The 18,922-nt window shown below is 65.6% G+C and carries 17 protein-coding genes, 2 tRNA genes and 1 pseudogene; 16 read left to right on the top strand and 4 right to left on the bottom strand.

What is annotated here, in order from left to right; all coding sequences use genetic code 11:
• Positions 1 to 54: 54 nt before the first annotated feature.
• The 7 genes from BMX29_RS15880 (at position 55) to BMX29_RS15850 (ending at position 6,583) form a co-directional block, all read left to right on the top strand.
• Complete coding sequence (locus BMX29_RS15880; RefSeq protein WP_043842385.1) at positions 55 to 843, top strand: ABC transporter ATP-binding protein; 789 nt, start codon at positions 55 to 57, stop codon at positions 841 to 843.
• On the top strand, positions 840 to 1,664 hold the full coding sequence (locus BMX29_RS15875) for an ABC transporter ATP-binding protein (protein WP_092814729.1): 825 nt from the start codon (positions 840 to 842) through the stop codon (positions 1,662 to 1,664). The genes BMX29_RS15880 and BMX29_RS15875 overlap by 4 nt, the downstream gene beginning before the upstream one ends.
• A gap of 2 nt (positions 1,665 to 1,666) precedes the next feature.
• The gene (locus BMX29_RS15870; RefSeq protein ID WP_092814726.1) at positions 1,667 to 2,206 is read left to right on the top strand and encodes a hypothetical protein; all 540 of its coding nucleotides are present in this window, start codon (positions 1,667 to 1,669) and stop codon (positions 2,204 to 2,206) included.
• On the top strand, positions 2,206 to 3,216 hold the full coding sequence (locus tag BMX29_RS15865) for a branched-chain amino acid ABC transporter permease (RefSeq protein WP_043842389.1): 1,011 nt from the start codon (positions 2,206 to 2,208) through the stop codon (positions 3,214 to 3,216). The genes BMX29_RS15870 and BMX29_RS15865 overlap by 1 nt, the downstream gene beginning before the upstream one ends.
• Entirely contained in the window at positions 3,213 to 4,517 is a 1,305-nt protein-coding gene (locus tag BMX29_RS15860) for a branched-chain amino acid ABC transporter permease (RefSeq protein ID WP_175471215.1), read from the top strand. The genes BMX29_RS15865 and BMX29_RS15860 overlap by 4 nt, the downstream gene beginning before the upstream one ends.
• Positions 4,518 to 4,713: 196 nt before the next feature.
• Complete coding sequence (locus BMX29_RS15855; protein WP_092814723.1) at positions 4,714 to 5,655, top strand: 2-hydroxyacid dehydrogenase; 942 nt, start codon at positions 4,714 to 4,716, stop codon at positions 5,653 to 5,655.
• An 82-nt stretch (positions 5,656 to 5,737) separates the two neighbouring features.
• Positions 5,738 to 6,583 carry a fumarylacetoacetate hydrolase family protein gene (locus BMX29_RS15850; protein WP_092814720.1) on the top strand — a complete coding sequence of 282 codons (846 nt, stop codon included), beginning with the start codon at positions 5,738 to 5,740 and terminating at the stop codon, positions 6,581 to 6,583.
• 146 nt (positions 6,584 to 6,729) lie between these two features.
• On the opposite strand, the gene BMX29_RS15845 is transcribed toward BMX29_RS15850, so the two are convergent.
• The 3 genes from BMX29_RS15845 to BMX29_RS15835 are packed head-to-tail and all read right to left on the bottom strand — an operon-like array spanning position 6,730 to position 9,643.
• The gene (locus tag BMX29_RS15845) at positions 6,730 to 7,608 is read right to left on the bottom strand and encodes an NAD-dependent epimerase/dehydratase family protein (RefSeq protein ID WP_092814717.1); all 879 of its coding nucleotides are present in this window, start codon (positions 7,606 to 7,608) and stop codon (positions 6,730 to 6,732) included.
• Positions 7,605 to 8,429, bottom strand: a complete 825-nt coding sequence (locus BMX29_RS15840; RefSeq protein WP_244889264.1) for a glycosyltransferase — start codon at positions 8,427 to 8,429, stop codon at positions 7,605 to 7,607. The genes BMX29_RS15845 and BMX29_RS15840 overlap by 4 nt, the downstream gene beginning before the upstream one ends.
• Entirely contained in the window at positions 8,426 to 9,643 is a 1,218-nt protein-coding gene (locus BMX29_RS15835) for an NAD-dependent epimerase/dehydratase family protein (protein ID WP_043842394.1), read from the bottom strand. Before BMX29_RS15835 ends, BMX29_RS15840 begins: the two co-directional genes overlap by 4 nt.
• Positions 9,644 to 10,177: 534 nt before the next feature.
• Between BMX29_RS15835 and BMX29_RS15830 the strand changes: the two genes are divergently transcribed.
• The 9 genes from BMX29_RS15830 (at position 10,178) to BMX29_RS18940 (ending at position 18,470) form a co-directional block, all read left to right on the top strand.
• The gene (locus BMX29_RS15830) at positions 10,178 to 11,296 is read left to right on the top strand and encodes an alkene reductase (RefSeq protein WP_092814714.1); all 1,119 of its coding nucleotides are present in this window, start codon (positions 10,178 to 10,180) and stop codon (positions 11,294 to 11,296) included.
• Positions 11,297 to 11,446: 150 nt separating this feature from the next.
• On the top strand, positions 11,447 to 11,896 hold the full coding sequence (locus tag BMX29_RS15825; protein WP_092814711.1) for a PAS domain-containing protein: 450 nt from the start codon (positions 11,447 to 11,449) through the stop codon (positions 11,894 to 11,896).
• 229 nt (positions 11,897 to 12,125) lie between these two features.
• Positions 12,126 to 14,534, top strand: a complete 2,409-nt coding sequence (gene lon / locus BMX29_RS15820) for an endopeptidase La (protein WP_043842400.1) — start codon at positions 12,126 to 12,128, stop codon at positions 14,532 to 14,534.
• A gap of 217 nt (positions 14,535 to 14,751) precedes the next feature.
• Positions 14,752 to 15,177 carry an HU family DNA-binding protein gene (locus BMX29_RS15815; protein ID WP_244889263.1) on the top strand — a complete coding sequence of 142 codons (426 nt, stop codon included), beginning with the start codon at positions 14,752 to 14,754 and terminating at the stop codon, positions 15,175 to 15,177.
• A gap of 19 nt (positions 15,178 to 15,196) precedes the next feature.
• Positions 15,197 to 15,271: transfer RNA gene (locus tag BMX29_RS15810), tRNA-Val, on the top strand.
• Between the two features lie 128 nt (positions 15,272 to 15,399).
• A complete protein-coding gene (gene xylA, locus BMX29_RS15805) occupies positions 15,400 to 16,695 on the top strand; it encodes a xylose isomerase (RefSeq protein ID WP_043842401.1) in 1,296 nt (431 codons plus the stop codon).
• Positions 16,696 to 16,766: 71 nt separating this feature from the next.
• Positions 16,767 to 16,842, top strand: a tRNA-Val gene (locus BMX29_RS15800).
• A gap of 249 nt (positions 16,843 to 17,091) precedes the next feature.
• Complete coding sequence (locus tag BMX29_RS15795) at positions 17,092 to 17,955, top strand: PRC-barrel domain-containing protein (RefSeq protein ID WP_092814708.1); 864 nt, start codon at positions 17,092 to 17,094, stop codon at positions 17,953 to 17,955.
• Positions 17,956 to 18,050: 95 nt separating this feature from the next.
• A complete protein-coding gene (locus tag BMX29_RS18940) occupies positions 18,051 to 18,470 on the top strand; it encodes a hypothetical protein (protein WP_139197065.1) in 420 nt (139 codons plus the stop codon).
• Between the two features lie 364 nt (positions 18,471 to 18,834).
• On the opposite strand, the pseudogene BMX29_RS18935 reads toward BMX29_RS18940, so the two are convergent.
• Positions 18,835 to 18,922, bottom strand: a pseudogene (locus BMX29_RS18935) (IS5/IS1182 family transposase); the annotation flags it as partial.

The following is an 18,922-nucleotide window of genomic DNA, read 5'->3' as shown; positions in this document are numbered from 1 at the left end:
CAGCCCGGGCCGCACGCGCGCCCGGGCTGTTCCAATAGGCAAAAGGGACACCGCATGATCGTCGTCGACGACCTGCACAAGCATTTCGGGGGCTTCCACGCCGTCGACGGGGCCAGCCTTCGGATCGAGAAGGGCTCGATCACCGGGCTGATCGGCCCGAACGGCGCCGGCAAGACCACCCTCTTCAACGTCATCGCGGGCGTGCTGTCGCCCACCTCGGGGCGGGTGACGATGGAAGGCGAGGACATCACCGGCCTTCCGCCGCACGCCCTGTTCCACAAGGGCCTGCTGCGCACGTTCCAGATCGCGCACGAGTTCTCGTCGATGACCTGCCGCGAGAACCTGATGATGGTGCCGCCCGGCCAGTCGGGCGAGACGCTTTGGAACACGTGGTTCGGCCGCAAGCGCATCGCCGACGAGGAACGCGCGCTGCGCGCCAAGGCCGACGAGGTGCTAGAGTTCCTGACGATCTCGCATCTTGCCGACCACAAGGCGGGGCAGGTCTCGGGCGGACAGAAGAAGCTTCTGGAGCTTGGGCGCACGATGATGGTCGACGCGCGCATCGTCTTCCTCGACGAGGTGGGGGCGGGCGTGAACCGGACGCTGCTGAACACGATCGGCGATGCGATCCAGCGACTGAACCGCGAACGCGGCTACACCTTCGTGGTGATCGAGCACGACATGGATTTCATCGAGCGTCTCTGCGACCCGGTCATCTGCATGGCCGAGGGCAAGGTGCTGGCCGAGGGCACGCTGGCCGAGATCAAGGCCAACGAGGAGGTCATCGAGGCCTATCTTGGCACCGGTCTCAAGAACAAGGACAAGCTGGAGGCGGGTGCATGAGCGACGCCTATTCGGGACGCGGCACCAAGGACGCCTCCGTCGTCAATCCGCGGCGCGGCGGCGACATGCAGCCCGCCCACCATCGCAGTGGCCCCACGCCGGACGTGAGCGGCGCGCCCTTCCTCGAGGGCCACGCCATGACCGGGGGCTACGGCAAGGGGCCGGACATCCTGCACGATTGCACCATCGCGGTGAATCCCGGCGAGATCGCCGTGATCGTCGGCCCCAACGGGGCGGGCAAGTCCACCGCCATGAAGGCGATCTTCGGGATGCTCGACCTGCGCGGCGGCAAGGTCGTGCTGGACGGTCACGACATCTCAGCGCTCAGCCCGCAGGACCGGGTGCGCGCGGGCATGGGGTTCGTGCCGCAGACCTCGAACATCTTCACCTCCATGACCGTGGAGGAGAATCTTGAGATGGGTGCCTTCATCCGCGAGGACGACATCCGCCCGACGATGGAGCAGGTCTACGACCTGTTCCCGATCCTGCGCGAGAAGCGTCGCCAGCCGGCGGGCGAGTTGTCGGGCGGCCAGCGCCAGCAGGTCGCCGTGGGCCGCGCGCTGATGACCAAGCCCAAGGTCCTGATGCTGGACGAGCCGACGGCGGGCGTGTCGCCGATCGTCATGGACGAGCTCTTCGACCGGATCATCGAGGTCGCCCGCACCGGCATCCCGATCCTCATGGTCGAGCAGAACGCCCGCCAGGCGCTCGAGATCGCGGACAAGGGCTATGTCCTCGTGCAGGGGGCGAACGCGCATACCGGGTCAGGCAAAGAGCTTCTGGCTGACCCAGAAGTGCGCCGCTCGTTCCTGGGGGGCTGAGCATGGCCTTGGCACGACGCAGCACGGGCGCGGCGGCGCTGGCGCTCTGGGTCGGACTGGCGGGCTGCCTCGTCGTCCTGCCCCGAACCGGCCATGGCGAGGAAATCCTCAGGAAGACGACCTTCAGTGTCGTGGCGTGCACGTTTTTTCGGAGCTGCGACGCCTCCGATACCTGCGAAACATTTGGCCCGGCGAAGATGGCTATAAACCTCATGCAGTTCGGCGAGCAGATCAATGCCCTGATCTATGCATCGCCGCTGCTGATCGAGGGACCGGAGGTCGACGGACCAGAGGCCCGAGTGCTTTTCGGCACCTGGATTCGGGACGCTCGGTCTACCCTGGGGTTTGTGAAATTCACTGACGACGGCACGAACGAGGTCACCATCCCGTTCCGGTACGGCTTCTTGCAGGACCGGGTGCTGCGGATGTCACGGCGACTGAACCACTCCGGGACGCCGGCGCGCATCGACGTTGAAGCGCTTGGACTAAGCGGGCTTCGGCGCTCGCGCATTCTCGGCACCTGCCGTGTGGAGGACAATTAATGGATCTTCTCAACGCCTTGATGGTGCTGATGAACTTCGTCGTGATGCCGGCCACGGCCTACGGCGCGCAGCTGGCGCTGGGTGCGCTGGGCGTTACGCTGGTCTACGGCATCCTGCGTTTCTCGAACTTCGCGCACGGCGATTCCATGGCCTTCGGCACGATGGTGACGATCCTGTTCACCTGGGCGCTGCAGGGCATCGGGGTGTCGCTCGGCCCGGTGCCGACCGCGCTGCTGGCGCTGCCCCTGGGGATCGCCGGCGCCGCGCTGATGCTGCTCGGGACGGACCGGGCAGTCTACCGCTTCTACCGGCGGCAGAAGGCCAACCCGATCATCCTCGTGATCGTGTCGATGGGCGTGATGTTCATCTACAACGGCATCGTCCGACTGATCGTCGGTCCGGACGACCGCCGCTTCGACGACGGGGAGCGCTTCATCTTCACGGTGCGCGACTTCGAGGCGTGGACCGGCCTCGAGGAAGGCTTCGGCCTGCGCACGAGCCAGGCGATCACCATCTTGACCGCGATCGTGGTGGTCGCGGCGCTGTTCTGGTTCCTCAACCGCACCCGCACCGGCAAGTCCATGCGGGCGTTCTCGGACAACGAGGACCTCGCGCTCCTGTCGGGGATCAACCCCGAGCGGGTGGTGGCGGTGACGTGGATCATCGTCGCAGCGCTCGCCACCGTGGCGGGCGTGCTCTACGGCCTCGACAAGAGCTTCAAGCCGTTCACCTACTTCCAGCTCCTGTTGCCGATCTTCGCGGCGGCCATCGTCGGCGGCCTCGGCTCGCCGCTCGGGGCGATCGCGGGCGGGTTCGTGATCGCGTTCTCGGAGGTGACGATCACCTACGCCTGGAAACGGGTGCTGGAATATGCGCTGCCCGAGGCGGTGGCGCCCGACGGTCTCGTCCAGCTTCTGTCCACGGATTACAAGTTCGCGGTCAGCTTCATGATCCTCGTGATCGTCCTACTGTTCCGGCCCACGGGCCTCTTCCGGGGGAAGTCGGTATGAGCCACACCCTGCGCACAACCCTTCTGTTTGCCGGCACCGCCGGCCTGATCGTGCTGACCGGCCTGCTGCAGAGCTGGAACTCGGCGCTGGTGATCCTCAACATGGGCCTCGTCTCGGCGGTCATGGCTCTCGGGGTGAACCTGCAATGGGGCTTCGCGGGCCTCTTCAACGTGGGCGTCATGGGCTTCGTCGCGCTCGGCGGGCTGGCGGCGGTTCTGGTTTCGGTCGAGCCGGTGGGCGAGGCCTGGTCCGCTGGCGGCCTCCGCCTGCTTGCGGGCCTCGTGCTGGGCGCGGCGTCGGTCGTGGCGGCCGTGCTCGCCTGGCAGCGCATGGTGCCCGGGCGCCTGCGGGCGCTGGCTGTCGTGGCGATCCTGCTTCTGGGCTTCGTGATCTACCGCGCGGTGTTCGACCCGGCCGTGGAGGCGGTCGAGGCGGTCAATTCCTCGACCTCGGGCTTCCTCGGCGGGCTCGGCCTGCCGATCCTGCTGTCGTGGCCGGTGGGCGGGCTTCTGGCCGCCGGCGCGGCATGGGTGATCGGCAAGACGGCTCTCGGCCTCCGCTCGGACTACCTCGCCATCGCGACGCTCGGCATCGCCGAGATCGTCGTCGCCGCGCTCAAGAACGAGGACTGGCTGGCGCGCGGCGTGAAGAATGTGATCGGCCTGCCGCGGCCCGTGCCCTACGAGGTGGACCTGCAGCAATCCGACATCTTCATCAGCCGCGCCGAGGGCTTCGGCCTCGACCCGGTGACGGCTTCGGGCCTCTGGGTGAAGGTGAATTACGGCATCCTCTTCGCAGTGGTGCTGGTGATCGTGTTCGTTCTGGCGCAGCTGGCGCTGAACTCGCCGTGGGGTCGGATGATGCGCGCGATCCGCGACAACGAGACCGCGGCGCGGGCGATGGGCAAGGACGTCACCCGCCGCCACCTGCAGATCTTCGTGCTGGGCTCGGCGGTCTGCGGGCTTGCCGGCGCGATGATGACCACGCTCGACGGGCAGCTCACGCCGGCCTCGTACCAGCCGCTGCGTTTCACCTTCCTCGTCTGGGTGATGGTGATTGTCGGCGGGTCGGGCTCGAACCTCGGTGCGGTGCTGGGCGGCTTCCTGATCTGGTTCCTGTGGGTCCAGGTGGAGCCGATGGGGCAACTCCTGATGTCGGCCATCGCGGCGCCGCTGGCGGACGGCTCGGCGCTCAAGGCGCACCTGCTGGCGTCGTCGGCGCATATCCGGCTGCTCACCATGGGCCTCGTGCTGCTTCTGGTGCTGCGGTTCAGCCCGCGCGGGCTGATCCCGGAACGCTGAGCTCGGAGGACGGCGGCCCGGCGGGTCGCCTTCCGCGCCGTCCGTCCGCGGCCGGCGTGACCAAGGAACGGTCACCGGACGCCATGGCCGCGCGGGGGAGGCAGGATTCCGGTGAAGGGCCGACGGTAACGCGTTGACATCGCAGGTGCCAGGCGCACACCTCTGCGCCGATCCGGACCGAGATTGGAGGCCCCGCATGTCCCGAACCCTTGCCGTAGGCACCTATTCCGAGGAGGCCGACGCCGCGCTGTCCGAGACCTTCGATCCGGTCCGCCTGGCGGCGATCGCGGACCTCGCCTCGCTCGACGAGACCACGCGCGCGGGCATCGAGGCGGTGGCCTACAAGGGGGGTGGCAAGCCGTTCGGGCCTGCCGAGATGGACCTTCTGCCGAAGCTCGGCCTGATCGCGAATTTCGGCGTGGGCTACGACGCGATCGACACGGGGGCGGCGCAGGAACGTGGCATCGCGGTGACGAACACGCCCGATGTGCTGAACGACGACGTTGCGGACTTCGCCATCGCGCTTTGGTTGATGCAGCGGCGCAGCACCGACATGGCGGGTCGCTGGCTGCGCGACGGACGCTGGGCCTCCGAGGGACCACCGCCGCTCGCCCACACCGCCAGCGGGGGCCGCGCGGGCGTGCTGGGACTGGGCCGGATCGGGCACGAGATCGCCGACCGGCTTGCCGCCTTCAAGATGGACGTGCACTACTACGCCCGCTCCGAGAAGGAGACGCCGGGCTGGACGTTCCACGCCGATCCGGTGGACCTCGCGGCCTCGGTGGACGTGCTGTTCGTGGCACTGAAGGGCGGCCCCGAGACCGCGGGCTTCGTCACGCGCGAGATGATCGAGGCGGTGGGCCCCGGCGGCTGCCTTGTGAACATCGCGCGCGGCAACACGGTGGACGAAGAGGCGCTGATCGCCGCGCTGCAGGACGGGCGTCTCGGCGGTGCTGGGCTGGACGTCTTCGTCGGAGAGCCGGAGGTGGACCCGCGTCTTCTGGCGCTGCCCAACGCGGTCCTGCAACCGCACCATGCCACTTCGACGCATGAGTGCCGCGCCGCGATGGGCCGGGTGCAGCGCGACAACATCCGGGCCTTCCTCGACGGGCGTCCGCTGCCCACGCGCGTGGCCTGACTCGACCGCGCGCGGACCCTTGCGGCCACGGCCCGGTTCGGCCCATCCTGCGCCCGGATCAGCACCACCGGGAGGGACGAGGATGAAACTGCTGCGCTTCGGAGCGAAGGGCCAAGAGAAACCGGGCCTTCTGGACGCCGAAGGCCAGGTGCGCGACCTCACGGGCCATGTGCCGGACTTCGCCGGAGACGGCGTGTCGTTCGCCGCGCTGGACCGGGTCCGCGCGCTCGACGTCGAGAGCCTGCCAGTGGTCAATTCGCCGGGCCGGCTGGGGGCGTGCCTCGGCCGGGTGCCGACGTTCCACTGCATCGGGCTGAACTATGCCCGCCACGCTGCCGAAACCGGCGGCAAGCCGCCGCCCGAGCCGATCCTGTTCTCCAAGGCCGCCTCGGCGCTGTCGGGCCCGAACGACGACGTGCCGCTGCCTCGCGGCTCGGAGAAGGCCGACTGGGAGGTCGAACTGGGCGTGGTGATCGGGCGCGAAGCCCTTTACGTCTCGGAGGCCGAGGCACTGGACTACGTGGCCGGCTATTGCGTGGTCAACGACGTGTCCGAGCGGGAATTCCAGATCGAGCGCAAGGGCCAGTGGATCAAGGGCAAGTCGGCGCCCGGCTTCGGCCCCGTCGGGCCGTGGCTCGTGACCGCCGACGAGGTGCCGGACCCGCAGAAGCTGGCCTTGTCGCTCTCGGTGAACGGCGAGACGATGCAAAGCTCGAACACCTCCGACATGATCTTCGGCGTGGCGCACATCATTTCGTACATGAGCCGGTTCATGCGCCTCGTGCCCGGTGACATCATCGCCACCGGCACGCCCGAGGGCGTGGGCATGGGCATGAAACCCCAGCGGTTCCTGCGCGCGGGCGACGTCATGGAACTGAGCGTCGAGGGGCTGGGCACCCAGCGTCAGACCGTGCTCGCGGCGGAGTAGGGCGGGCGCGCCGGGTCGCTGCGCGCATATGCGGGCGCTGGTCCGGGGCGGCTGCCGATGCGAAGGTCAGACACCCGCCACGTGCCTTCGGTCGATACGGACGCCTGCGTTCCGGCTGGAGCCGCCGCGGCGGACACGTCCCTCGCTCAGACCAGCCCAAAGGCCGTCAGCAGCGCCGGTAGTTCCATTTCGAGCCGCGCGCGGCCGTCCGGAGCCCAGCCAAGCCCGACCAGCGTCTCGCAGGTCATCGCGCTGACCGGCGCGTCCGAGGGGGCGGGCAGGGCCGCCTCCCGCCCCGCCGCGCGCGCTGCCGTCCCGACAAGCTCTCGCGTGTCGAGGAGGATGTCCGACACGTGCACCGGCCCCGCCGGAGCTTCCGCTGCCACCAGCCGCGCGAGTGCATCGGCAAGATCCGCGCCGTGCACCTCCGTCCCGCGCCGCGGGGCAGGCGCCCGGCCTGAGAAGGCCTCGGTCAGTACGTCCCGCCATTTCTGCCAGGCCGGCGGCGTCGCGCGCGGCAGGTCGTGCGGCTCCAGCCCGAACACGCCTGTCGCCCGCAGCGACCAGCCGCGAAGGGGCAGGGCGGAGAGATGCCGCTCGGCCGTCAGCTTGGCCTGCCCGTAGAGCGATTTCGGGTCGGGCGCGCATCCCTCCGGCAGGTCCGCGCCCGGGGGCAACCCGTCGAACACCGCACGCGACGACAGGAACGCCACCCGCGGGACGCCCGCCCGCGCCGCCGCGTCGAAGAGCCGTCGCGTCCCGTCGAGGTTCGCGGCGAGAAAGCCGTCGGGATCGTCACCCTCTCCGCCACGATAGCGCCCGGGGATGTGCGCGAAAGCCGTGTGAACCAGCAGGTCGGTGCCAGACAGCTCCGGCGGCGCCGCGCCGAGGTCGTAGGGCAGGTGATCGACCGGCCCGCCCGGCGCGTGCCGGGTCAGCGCCGTGACCCGATGGCCGTCCGCCAGCGCGCGCGCCACGAAGAACCGCCCGACATAGCCCGTGGCCCCGGTGATCGCGACCCTCACGGCGCGGGCAGGGCGGCGAGGTCCGGCGTCTCGCCGCGCGCGTAGGTCTGCCACAGCTCGATGAGCGGGCGCAGCCGGTCGGCCTTGGCGTGGTCCTGCCACGGCTTCTCGTACTGGAAATGCAGGACGTTGATCTCGTCCCACGCCCAGAGCTCGGGCATGTTGAACCAGACGTACTGGAGCATGTTGTCGAAGACCGGCAGCCCGTGCCAGGCGGGGAAGTGGTCCTGCAGGAAGGTCTGGTCGGTGCGCCGCCAGAACGCGCCCGGCGCGTCGAGCCGCTCGAGCATGCCGCGGAAGGTGTCCTCGGACGGTCGTGCGGTGAACACGCCGGAGTTCATCCGGTGGAAGTCGCCAAGCCCCTCGTAGACGTTCGGCGCGGCGCAGAACTCGGGATAGTCGAAAAGCCGGTCGATATTGCGCAGCACCAGCGTGTCGGCGTCCAGAAAGACCACCCGCGCGTAGTCGAGCTGCCACAGCCGCAGCTTCGCGAAATTGTCGAGCGGTGTATGGAAGGGTGGCTTCTCGCCCTTGGTGAAGGGGTTGCGCCCGTGCACCTGGTCCTTGGCGTGGGCTGCGTTGAACGCGGGGCTGGTGGGCAGCAGGTCCGTTTCCACCAGCCGCGCGCCGCGATCGCGCAGCACGGCCAGCGCGTCCGCGGGCACCGCCTCGGTGTGCAGCACCACGCGATCCGCGTCCGAGCCGGTGAGCGCCAGAGAGTGCAGCAGCGCCGCCGCTCCCCGCGCGAAATCGGCATTGGTGACGAGCGTAACGAAGGCCCGGTCCGTTCGGGCGGGGCCTTCGGGGCGCAGCGCGCTCACGACACCGACTTGAGCGATTTGCCCTCCGGGTCCCGCTCGACCCGCTGGCCGAGCGCCTTGGTCCAGCCCGACACCGCCGGAACGCGGCTGCGGTCGATGCGGTGGGCATATTTCTTCGCCACGTCCACGACCTCGGACAACAGGCCCTCGGCCAGCGTCGTCGGCTCGAGCCCGAGCGCGAGGAACTTGTCGTTCTTCACGATGAGGTCGTTCTCGGCGGCTTCCTTGCGCGGGTTCGGCAGGTAGGCCACGCGCGCTCCGGTCTGGCCCGCCACCATCTCGGCGAGGTCGCGCACCCGGTGCGTTTCGGTCATCTGGTTAAAGATCGACACCCGGTCACCGGCCTCCGGCGCATCCTGCAGCGCAAGCTCGATACAGCGCACGCTGTCCTGGATGTGGATGAAGGCGCGGGTCTGCCCACCGGTGCCGTGCACCGTGAGCGGGTAATCGATCGCCGCCTGGATCAAGAAACGGTTAAGCACCGTGCCGTAATCGCCGTCGTAGTCGAAGCGGTTGATCAGCTGCTCGTGGCGGCGCGTCTGCTCGGTGTGGGTGCCCCACACGATGCCCTGGTGCAGGTCGGTGATCCGCACGCCGTCGTTCTGGGCGTAGAACTGGAACAGGATCTGATCCAGCGACTTGGTCATGTGATAGACCGAGCCGGGGCGCGTGGGATACAGAATTTCCTGCTCCTTCTTGCCCGCCGGCGTGTCGATCTCGACATCGAGGTAGCCCTCGGGGATCGGCGCGCCGACCGAGGAATAGCCGTAGACGCCCATCGTCCCGAGGTGGACGAGATGCGCGTCGATGCCGGTTTCCACCAGCGCGGTCAGCAGGTTGTGCGTGGCGCTGACGTTGTTGTCGACGGTGTAGGTCTTGTGGCGGTCGGACTTCATCGAGTAGGGCGCGGCGCGCTGCTCGGCGAAGTGGACGATGGCGTCGGGCCGGTATTCCGCCAGCCACTGCTTGAGCCGCTCGTAATCCTTCGCAAGGTCCAGCAGGTGGAAGTGCAGGCTCTCGCCCGACACGTCCTTCCAGATGCGGCAGCGCTCCTGGATCGAGTCCATCGGCGTCAGCGACTGGACGCCGAGCTCGGTGTCGATCCAGCGGCGGCTGAGATTGTCGATGATGTGGACGTCGTGGCCCTTGGCCGACAGGTGAAGACAGGTCGGCCAGCCCACGAAGCCGTCCCCCCCGAGAATGGCGATACGCATCAGGACCGCTCCCTTGTCCGTTCCGTTCCGGGCCGCCACGCCGGGCGGCCTCTCGTGCTTGACCGCCGCTTAGGGCGCCCCCGTGTGAAAGTAAAATGACTCTTTTGCAACGGGGGGCAAGCCGATCGCCCGCGCCCGGCGGTCCTCCGCGCCTCCGCGATGACCATCCGGACACTGCGTTGCGACGCTTTGCATACTGTTCTTGCTGCGACGCACAGGCCCGCACATGCAGAGCCTTCGCGGTGGCCCGCCAGCCCGTAAACAGGTCCGGTCCGGCCATGTCTTCTGTGCGCGGCAAGTTCCGGTCCTTGCCGCTTCTTCTTGGCAAAAATATCCCGGGAGCGCGAGGACAAAGCGCTCGCTCCGTCCCCAGACAGCCAAGGACCGGCCCTTCGGGTTCCGTCGCACCGACGCACAGGAGTTGCGCGGGATGCAAGGCGGCGTGCCGCGGGGGCAGGGGTGGAAGGTCGCGTGCGACTTCCTAGCTCCGTGCCATCCGATGCCACGCATCAGGCAACCGAAAGGACATTTCCGATGACCGAGGCCAAGCTCTTCTCCCCGACCACGGCCGGCGACATCGCGCTCAAGAACCGCATCGTCATGGCCCCGCTCACGCGCAACCGCGCGATGAACGAGGACGACGCGCCGATGGACATGCACGTGGAATACTACACCCAGCGCGCCGGCGCCGGGCTCATCATCACCGAGGCCACGCAGATCTCGCCCGAGGGCAAGGGGTACGCCTGGACGCCGGGCATCCACTCCGACGCTCAGGTCGAGGCGTGGAAGAAGGTTGTCGACGGCGTGCACGAGGCCGGTGGACGCATCGTGCTTCAGCTCTGGCACGTGGGCCGCATCTCGCACACCTCGCTGCAGCCCGGTGGGCAGGACCCGGTGGCGCCGTCCGCGGTGCGTGCCAATGCCCCGACCTTCGACGGCGAGAAGAAGGTCGACGTCTCCGAACCGCGTGCCCTGCGGCTGGACGAGCTGCCGCGCATCGTCGAGGACTACCGCCGCGCTGCCGAGAACGCCAAGCGAGCAGGCTTCGACGGGGTCGAGGTCCATGGCGCGAACGGCTACCTGCTGGACCAGTTCCTCAAGGACGGCTCCAACAAGCGCGAGGACGCCTATGGCGGGTCGCTGGAGAACCGGTCGCGGCTCCTGTTCGAGGTGCTCGACGTGGTGACCGGCGTTTGGGGCGCGGGACGTGTGGGCGTGCGCCTGTCGCCGTTCTCCAGCGCCAACGATGCCACGGACAGCGATCCCAAGGCGCTGGCCGAGCACGTGATCGACGGCCTGGCGCCGCTGGGGCTCGCCTATGTGCACATGATCGAGGGCCAGACCGGCGGTCCGCGCAACTGGCCCGACGACGTGGACATGCGCGCGCTCAAGGACCGTTTCGGCGGCGTCTGGATGGGCAACAACGGCTATGACCGCGACCTCGCGATTTCGCGGGTCGAGAACGGCGACGCGGACCTCGTGGCCTTCGGCGTGCCGTTCATCGCCAACCCGGACCTGGTCAAGCGCCTGCATCGCGACGCGCCGATGAACGAGCCCGATCAGGACACGTTCTACGGTGGGGGAGAGGCCGGTTACACCGACTATCCCTTCCTCGAGCAGGTGGCGACGGCAAACCACACCGCCGCCGAGTGAGGGGCCCCGGCTCGGCCGGAAGACGAGATTGCGACAGGGCGTCCCGAAACGGGGCGCCCTTGCGCGTTTTGTCTGGGCTTCGTGCGACGTCCTGCTAATGATTATGGCAGGAAATGAAAAAGACGTTCGCACGAGGAAAGGGCAGGACGCATGGCACCGCAGCAGATGGCACGAACCGAGATCACCCGCGACATCGAGGATGCGCGCGCCCACGGCGTCGAGATCGACATGCGCACGGCGACCCTGATGGCGTTCTCGCCCGATTGCGTGAAGCTTCTCGAGACCGACGGCCGGCTGCGCTACATGAGCCACAACGGTCGCTGCGCCATGGAAATCCCGGACCTCGGACCGGTGCTGGGGCAGGAGTGGTGGGCGCTCTGGCCCGAGCGGGCGCGCGCGCTTCTGAAGGATGCGATCGAACTGGCGGCGCAGGGCCGGCAGGTCAACTTCGTCGCCGAATGCCCCACCGCAGCCGGTACGCCGGCCTGCTGGGACGTGACCCTGACCGGCATCGCGGCCGCGGGCGGCGGCTCGGTGAGCGAGATCGTCGCAGTCTCGGCGTCGACCGACAAGCCGCCAAGCGAACTGGTGGTCTACTAAGCCGGGGCACGTCCGCCCATTCGCCAACATATTGCGCTTCGAACGTCGCCTTGGCGACATTCTTGGGGTGCCGAACGCTGCGGCGGTAAGCCTGCGATGCGATCGGCGCTGGCGCACGGCGCTTGAAAAGGGCTAGCCTCGGACACAAATCGTCACCCGAGGATAGGGGACTGCAAAAGGCCGCCGCCACGCCGGGGCCATGCCGTCCTGCTCTAGCAAAGGAAAGCGTATGCAACAGCCACTCAACGCCTCTTACCCGGTGCTGCCGCTTCGCGACATCGTCGTCTTTCCGCACATGATCGTTCCGCTCTTCGTGGGCCGGGACAAGTCCGTGCGGGCACTGGAAGAGGTCATGCAGGACGACAAGCAGATCCTGCTGGCAAGCCAGATCGACCCGGCGGAGGACGACCCCACGTCCGACCGCATCTACACCGCGGGCGTGCTTGCGAACGTGCTGCAACTGCTCAAGCTGCCCGACGGCACCGTGAAGGTGCTGGTCGAAGGTCAGGCGCGGGTGAAGATCACCGAGTATCTCGATAACGAGGACTACTTCGAGGCGCGCGCAGAGTATCTCTCGGAAATGCCGGGCGACAACACCGCGATCACGGCGCTGGTGCGTTCGGTCGCGGACGAGTTCGCGCGCTATGCGAAGATCAAGAAGAATATCCCCGAAGAGGCGCTTTCGACCGTCTCCGAGACCACCGAGCCGGCGAAGCTTGCCGACCTCGTCGCGGGTCATCTGGGCATCGAGGTGAACCAGAAGCAGGAGCTTCTGGAAACGCTCGCCGTGTCCGACCGGCTGGAGAAGGTCTACGGCCACATGCAGGGCGAGATGTCGGTCCTGCAGGTCGAGAAGAAGATCAAGACCCGCGTCAAGTCGCAGATGGAGCGCACTCAGCGCGAATATTATCTGAATGAGCAGATGAAGGCCATTCAGAAGGAGCTGGGCGACGGCGAGGACGGCCAGAACGAGGTGCAGGAGCTCGAGAAGCGCATCTCCGAGACGAAGCTGTCCAAGGAAGCGCGCGAAAAGGCCGACGCGGAGATCAAGAAGCTCAAGAACATGAGCCCGATGTCCGCCGAGGCCACCGTGGTCCGCAACTATCTCGACTGGATGCTGTCGATCCCGTGGGGCACCAAGTCCAAGGTCAAGAAGGACCTGGGCCGCGCCGAGAAGATCCTCGACGACGATCACTACAGCCTCGAGAAGGTGAAGGAGCGGATCGTCGAGTATCTCGCCGTGCAGCAGCGCTCGAAGAAGCTGAAGGGGCCGATCATGTGCCTCGTCGGCCCTCCGGGCGTGGGCAAGACGTCGCTCGGCCAGTCCGTCGCGAAGGCCACGGGCCGCGAGTTCATCCGTATCTCGCTGGGCGGCGTGCGTGACGAGTCCGAGATCCGCGGCCACCGCCGGACCTACATCGGCTCCATGCCGGGGAAGATCATCCAGGCGCTGAAGAAGGCCAAGACGACCAACCCGCTCATCCTGCTCGACGAGATCGACAAGATGGGTCAGGACTTCCGCGGCGACCCGGCCTCGGCCATGCTCGAGGTGCTCGACCCCGAGCAGAACGCGACCTTCGTGGACCACTACCTCGAGGTCGAGTACGACCTGTCGAACGTGATGTTCCTGACCACGGCGAACTCCTACAACATGCCGGGCCCGCTGCTGGACCGGATGGAGATCATTCCGCTGTCGGGCTACACCGAGGACGAGAAGGCCGAGATCGCCAAGCGGCACCTGTTGCCCAAGCAGATCAAGAACCACGGTCTCAAGGACGGCGAATTCGTCGTCGAGGACCAGGCTCTGGTCGACACCATCCGCTACTACACCCGCGAGGCGGGCGTGCGGAACCTCGAGCGCGAGCTGGCCAAGATCGCCCGCAAGGCGGTGACCCAGATCGTCAAGAAGGAGACCTCGACGGTCACCGTGACCGCCGAGAACCTTCCGGACTTCCTGGGCGTGCGAAAGCATCGTTACGGGCTGGCCGAAGACGAGAACCAGGTCGGCGTGGTCACGGGCCTTGCCTACACGTCGGTGGGCGGCGACCTGCTGCACATCGAGGCGCTGCGCCTGCCGGGCAAGGGCCGGATGAAGACCACCGGCACGCTGGGCGACGTGATGAAGGAGTCGATCGACGCGGCGTCGTCCTACGTGCGTTCTGTGTCGCCGCAGATCGGGGTCAAGCCGCCGCGCTTCGAGAAGTGGGACATCCATGTCCACGTGCCCGACGGCGCGACGCCCAAGGACGGCCCGTCCGCCGGTCTGGCCATGGTCACGGCCATCGTCTCGGTCCTGACTGGAATCCCGGTCCGGAAGGACATCGCCATGACCGGTGAGGTGACGCTGCGCGGCAATGCCAGCGCCATCGGCGGCCTGAAAGAGAAGCTGCTCGCGGCGCTGCGCGGCGGGATCAAGACCGTTCTCATTCCCAAGGAGAACGAGAAGGACTTGGCCGAGCTGCCCGACAATGTGAAGGAGGGGCTCGAGATCATCCCGGTGGAGCACGTCTCCGAAGTGCTCAAGCTGGCCCTGATCCGCGAGCCCGAGGCCATCGACTGGGACGAGGAGGCCGAGGCCGCCGCTCTCGACGCGATGGCCCGTGCCGACGACAAGTCCGACGGTGCGGTCACGCACTGATCGCTTCGGCCCGATCCTGACGAACAGCGGCGGCGTCCCAAGGGGTGCCGCCGCTTTTTTGAGTCCCCCGGATGCAAAATTGTGGAGATCGGGTCACGGTGTCGACGCATGGCTGCGCTCGCATGTCAGGGAAGTGTTCATGCGCCGGTGCCATGTTAGCGTTCGGACAAGACCGGGCGCGGAACCGTATCGCGCCAGAGCAGGAAGGACACGTGACATGGCCCGGACCACCCCGACAGACGCCCCGTCCGCCCCCTCAGCCGAGGAGGATCGCAGCGCCCGGGAGACCGCGATCGACGCGGCCGTGGCCGCAACCCTCGATCCTTCCCGCCTGCCGCCGGCGCACCAGCCGGACATGAAGAAGCGCGACCTCGTGGAAGAGGTCGTCGCCCGCAGCGGCGTCCGCAAGCGCGATGCCAAGCCCGCGGTGGAGGCACTGCTGGCCATCCTCGGTGAAACGCTGGCCTCGGGCCGGGATCTGAACCTGCCGCCGCTCGGCAAGGTCAAGCTGACCAACGCCCGCGACACCACCAATGCGGAGGTCCTGACCGCCCGGATCCGTCGCCCCTCCGCGACGCAAAAGGCGGCTTCCGGGAATGACGCCACGGACGACCACGACCCCCTTGCGTCCGGTAACGACTGAGTCTAAGAGACCGCCCACCGGGTGATTAGCTCAGTGGTAGAGCGCTTCGTTCACATCGAAGATGTCAGAGGTTCAAATCCTCTATCACCCACCATCCTCCCTTTCCGCGATGTGCCGTGACGCCCCTCCAAGCGGCGTAAGATCGGGTCTCGACCGCCTGGCCTGCGACCGCTAACACAGGGTCCGACGGGCCGCTGACCGGCCCCTGACGGGAGGACATTCATGTCGCGTTTCTTCGGTGATCTCGGACCCATCCGCTTCGACCCCCAGGGCGAGGGGCTCTGCTTCCGCCACTACGATCCGGACCGCATGGTCATGGGCAAGCGGCTCGAAGAGCATCTGCGCTTTGCCGTCGCCTACTGGCACAGCTTCGCCTGGCCCGGCGGCGATCCGTTCGGCGGCCAGACCTTCGACCGGCCGTGGTTCGGCGATACGATGGACGGCGCGCGCATGAAGGCGGAGGTCGCCTTCGAGATGTTCGAGATCCTCGGCCAGCCGTTCTTCTGCTTCCACGACGCGGATATCCGTCCCGAAGGCGCGACCTTCGCCGAGAGCCGCCGCAACTTCGAAGAGATCGTCGACATTTTCGCGTCTAAGATGGAGACGTCGAAGACCCGGCTGCTGTGGGGCACGGCGAACCTGTTCTCGCACCGCCGCTTCATGTCGGGCGCGGCGACCAACCCCGACCCGGACGTTTTCGCGTGGTCGGCGGCGACGGTGAAGCAGTGCATGGACGCGACCCACAAGCTCGGCGGCGAGAATTACGTGCTCTGGGGCGGCCGCGAGGGCTACGAAACGCTGCTCAACACCGACATGGGTCGCGAGCTCGACCAGATGGGCCGGTTCCTGTCGATGGTCGTGGACTACAAGCACAAGATCGGCTTCGAGGGCGCGATCCTGATCGAACCCAAGCCGCAGGAGCCGACCAAGCACCAGTACGACTACGACGTCGCCACGGTCTACGGCCACCTCCAGCGCTTCGGCCTCGAGAAGGAGGTAAAGCTGAACATCGAGCAGGGTCACGCGATCCTCGCCGGCCACTCCTTCGAGCACGAGATCGCACTGGCGCAGGCGCTGGGCGTGTTCGGCTCGATCGACATGAACCGCAACGACTACCAGTCGGGCTGGGACACGGACCAGTTCCCCAACAATGTCCCCGAGGTCGCTCTGGCCTATTACGAGATCCTCAAGGGCGGCGGTTTCGCCTCTGGCGGCACCAACTTCGACGCCAAGCTGCGGCGCCAGTCGCTCGACCCCGAGGATCTGGTGGCGGCGCATGTAGGCGCGATGGACGTCTGCGCGCGCGGCCTGATCGCCGCGGCCGACATGCTTGAGGGCGGCGAGCTCGAAGCGGCGCGCCGCGCACGCTACGCCGGCTGGGAGACGCCCGAAGCGCAGGCGATGCTCACGTCGGACCTCGAGACCGTCGCCGCGCGGGTGGAGGCCGAAGGCCTCGACCCAGAGCCGCGCTCGGGCCGGCAGGAAATCCTAGAGAACGTGGTCAATCGCTACGTCTGAACACCGGTGCGCCGCCACTTCGCCCTTGCCCGCGGGTGGCGGCGGCCTTACACCGCGTGGTGCCCCGGTTCGGGTCGTTAGCTCAGTTGGTAGAGCGTCTCGTTTACACCGAGAATGTCGGCGGTTCGAGTCCGTCACGACCCACCATTTTTCAATGACTTACCTTGCAATCGCTTTGACGGTTTCCCAAAGTGAAGAAGGTGTTTCCCAAAGTAGCGGTTTGTGGTCGGGCTCTTCTTTCGGATGCTTGGCCACTGTTTTTGCGGTATTTAATCAAAGGTGAGGCCTTAATCAAATCACCTTGTGGTCGACCTGAGTCTCAGCACTCAAGGACAGCAAATTATTCATAGGCTCGCGCGAGGGTAGAGAATCGGGTAGCATAAATATGCCGCGCCGATGAAAGTGAAAGCCTTCGCTTTCCAGAAGCGGTCCGATCATTTTGGAAGATTGGATTTTTGTATGATGAAATTGCAATATATATCTTCTGCACTGTTCGTTGCCGCAACTACGGCAACCCCATCTGTAGCCCAAGATATGTCGGCCTGTGATGCGCTGTCCGTGCTAATACAAAGGGGGGCTACGGCTGTTCCGGAGAATCCCGATCTTTTCGGGTATCCCTTCGAAAGCGAGGTTGATTGTGGTAATGCGGTATCTCGCCTTATCGGTAGTGACTATGAAGGCCCATCAGATTTCAACTTTGAGATCGTTGATCTCAGCTCAAGAAATCCCCAAGACGTTATTGGATTAGATATATATTCCGCTGGTGAGCGTGTCGGAGAGATTGACGAGATATTTCAGGCTCCGTGGTCTTCAGAGTATGAAGCTATTGTGACGGTCGGCGGTTTCTTAGGTATTGGTAGCCAAGAAGTCCTGGTAAGCCCGTCCGAGATCGTCGGTGTGTCATCGGATACGGGATTTGTTGGGATAATTTTGGCCTCACGTAAGGATATTCAGACGCGGAGCATGTCTGACGCGCAACCCTTTCGCAATCAACTTCCCCCGGCACCAGGTACAGGTGGGGATAGGAATATGCCGACGATCATTGGTCCAGGTATTGAGCTGATTGAAGTTCCCCCCATTGGTCAGACACTCTCCTTGAGTGAGTTGCGTTCATCTAGAAAATTCGCGGTGCTGGAAGATATGCCGCACGAAGATTTTGCCGGGATTGGCTCCATAGCTTTTCTGCGATCACCAACAAGCTCTCTGAGAGACACAGCCGATAAGATTTGTCGTGGTTTTTGCTATCTGTTAATTCCGTGAGTACGCAGTTTTCGAGGGGAACTAGCATCGATCGCCAGGTTGTGACTGTTTGGCCAATGCTGTCTCAACAGGAGGCGGATCAGCTGGAGGGGAAGATGCAGGGGACCAGTGATCCTGCCGAAATTTGCTCGAAAGCGATTGATGCTTACGACTGGAATACTGGTAGCGACGAGATAGCATCGGCAGCTCGCTTCTTCACAGCGCGCGGCAAAAGCGACGTGGCAGCGAGAGTCGGTACAAGTGATCAAGATGGCCCTTGGCTTCTAGCTTGGGCCCCGGGGGAAAACAGAGGAAGTACCGATGACGATGTCCTCGTACTCGCCTTTGACTTGTCCTACGTCGAAACTCAGGAAGAATCCGAGCGAGCATTCCAGGCTTGGCGAGTAACCATCGAGCAAAACTCCGATCTATGGTCGACTTCTAATATTGCGAACGAGAATTGGAGTTCTGCAATTATTCGCTTCGCGAATATGATTGGCGAAGATTTGAATTTCTACGAACGAATGGCGCGGTGAGGTCGAAGAATGTTTAAAGCAATAGGTTGTACCGCTGCCCTTGGGTTCGTTTTAGGCATTATAGCTATCGCAGTCCTAGATGCAAATGTTCCTGCGGGAGGCGAAAAGTTGTCAGTCGCCGGTAAGGCATTCATAATGGCCCTAGGGGCGGCAGTTGGTGCACTGTTGGGGGCTTTGGTAAAGGCAATTGTTTTTAGGGGCTGAGATGCCCGACCTACAATGAGCAGCTCAAGGAGGTAACGGCCGACAAGCGAATGGCTCTATGTGTTCTCGCTTGCGCCAAAGTCTGGCAAGATTACCAGTGTCTCGACATTCATATGCTCGACTTCTGCTCGCCTGGCGTATGTTCAGGACTCGTTCTCTCTCAAAGCCAGAAGATTACGGTCGCAGCGAGTGCGATTGCTGAGAAGAAGGTTTGTGGGCAGCGGTCATAACGGGTCGCCACCCGTCTC

This window comes from Roseivivax marinus (genome assembly GCF_900109705.1).
Lineage (GTDB): Bacteria > Pseudomonadota > Alphaproteobacteria > Rhodobacterales > Rhodobacteraceae > Roseivivax > Roseivivax marinus.
Note: the sequence above shows the minus strand (reverse complement) of the source record. Positions and strands in the feature narration are given on the sequence as shown.